2 protein-coding genes are annotated in these 2,153 nt (G+C 71.1%); one reads left to right on the plus strand and one right to left on the minus strand.

Translation table 11 applies throughout. The features are described from left to right. Window positions 1-746, minus strand: a 746-nt coding sequence (locus ACFWP5_RS52060; protein ID WP_384174386.1) for an SDR family NAD(P)-dependent oxidoreductase, incomplete at its 3' end; no start/stop codon positions are given. 177 nt (window positions 747-923) lie between these two features. Between ACFWP5_RS52060 and ACFWP5_RS52065 the strand changes: the two genes are divergently transcribed. After that, window positions 924-2,096, plus strand: a complete 1,173-nt coding sequence (locus ACFWP5_RS52065; RefSeq protein ID WP_384174390.1) for a thiolase family protein — start codon at window positions 924-926, stop codon at window positions 2,094-2,096. The last annotated feature ends 57 nt before the right edge of the window (window positions 2,097-2,153 follow it).

Raw genomic sequence — 2,153 nt, forward strand, 5'->3', positions numbered from 1 at the left:
GCGTCGATCCGGATGACCTCGCCGTTGAGGTAGTCGTTGTCGACGATGTGCAACGCCAGCCGGGCGTACTCGTCCGCGTGGCCCATCCGTTTCGGGTTCGGTACCCCGGGGCCCCACTTGGCCTGGGCCTCCGCCTCGGGCATGCCGTACGCCGGAGTGAAGAAGGTGCCCGGCGCGATGCTCATCACGCGGATGCCCAGCGGGGCCAGGTCGCGGGCGGCGGTGAGGTTGAGGCCGATCACCCCACCCTTGGCGGCGGAGTAGTCGGACTGCCCGACCTGCCCCTCGTAGCCGGCGATGCTGGCGGTGGTGATCACGACGCCGCGCTGGCCGGAGTCCAGCGGCTCGTTCTCGGCCATGGCCGCCGCCGCCCGGCTCAGGACCGTGAAAGTGCCGGTGAGGAAGATCTCGACCGTACGCCGGAAGGTGTCGACCGGGTAGGGCCGCCCCTCGCGGTTGACGATCCGGGCACCGGCGGCCGGGCCGCCGTGGACCACGACGGCCACTCGCAGCGGGCCGAACTCCTTGGCTGCGTCGATCGCCGCGAGGACCGACGCCTCGTCGGTCACGTCCGTGTGCACGAATCGGGCGTTCTCGCCGAGGTCGTCGGCCAGTTGCTTGGCGCGGTCCTCCGCCATGTCGGCGATGACCACCTTGGCGCCCGCAGCCACGAGGCGCCGCACCGTCGCTTCGCCGAAGCCGCCTGCGCCGCCGGTGACAATCGCGGATGCACCCGCAAGATCCATGAGGTCCTCCTTGGTTGGGCCCGTCCCGGGAGCCGGTGAGAGGGGAAAACACGCCCTCTCATATTGGTTATCGTAGGCTATACAGTTAGCATTACGAGCACCATACTTCAGCCTCGCCCGCCGCACCGCGGAGCCGCCGAGGCAGGAAGTCCCAGATCTGTCGCTGTGAGGTGGGCCATGCCCGAAGCCGTGATCGTCAGTGCCGTCCGCACCGCCATCGGAACCGCTCACAAGGGCTCCTTGAGCGAGACGAGCGCCGAGGAACTCGCACGTCACGTAGTCGCGGAGGCGGTCGGGCGGTCCGGTCTCGCACCGGAGAGCTTCGACGACGTCGTCCTCGCCGAATCCATGTACGGCGGCGGTGACCTCGCTCGCCACGCCGCCGTCTCCCTGGGTATGACCGAGGTCGCCGGCCAGGCGGTCAACCGTCACTGCGCGGGCAGCCTGACCGCCGTCGGCATCGCCGCCGGTTCGGTCCGGGCCGGCATGGACCGGGCCGTCATCGCGGGCGGGGCGCAGTCCTCATCACTCGCCCCGAAGACCGTGTGGCGCGTGCCCGGTACTGTCGACCGGTTCGAGGAGCGCATCGCGCCGACGTTCCCCTATACGGCGGACGCGACCGACGACGTCACCCTGAGCACGGGATGGAACGTAGCTCAGGAGGCCGGGCTCACCCGTGAGGAACTGGACGCCTGGGCCTTCCGGTCGCACGCGCGCGCCGTCGCGGCCATCGACGCCGGCGTCTTCGTCGACGAGATCGCCTCGATCAAGGTCACCCGCGGGGACGGCTCGGTCGTCGACTTCGCGGTCGACGAGCACCCCCGCCGCACCTCCACTCTGGAGAAGCTCGCCACGCTGAAGCCGCTGCACCCGGAGATCGAGGGCTTCTCGATCACCGCCGGGAACGCGGCCGGGGTGAACGACGCGGCGGCCGCACTCGCGGTGGTCGGCGACGAGCTCGCCCGGGCGCAGGGGCTGACCCCCCTGGCAACCGTGCGGGCCTGGGCCGCCAAGGGTGTCGCGCCGCGCCGTACCGGCATGGGCGCCGTCGAGGTGATTCCGAAGGTGCTCCAGCGGGCCGGTCTGTCGATCGGCGAGGTGGCCCTGTGGGAGATCAACGAGGCTTTCGCCTCGGTCCCGGCCGCGGCGTGCAAACTGCTCGGCCTCGACGAGGACCTCGTCAACATCTTCGGCAGCGGATGCAGCCTGGGGCACCCGGTCGCGGCGTCGGGCGCCCGCATGCTGACCACGCTGACGCACGAACTCCGCAGGCGCGGTGGGGGCATCGGTGTCGCCGCCATGTGCGCCGGCGGCGGCCAGGCCGGAGCGGTCGTCATCGAGGTCCACTGACCCCCGGCACACCCGCGCACATTACCTGACGTGGGGGGGGGGGGGCACCCCCTCCAC

The organism is Streptomyces sp. NPDC058469 (assembly GCF_042721125.1).
Classification (GTDB): Bacteria; Actinomycetota; Actinomycetes; order Streptomycetales; family Streptomycetaceae; genus Streptomyces.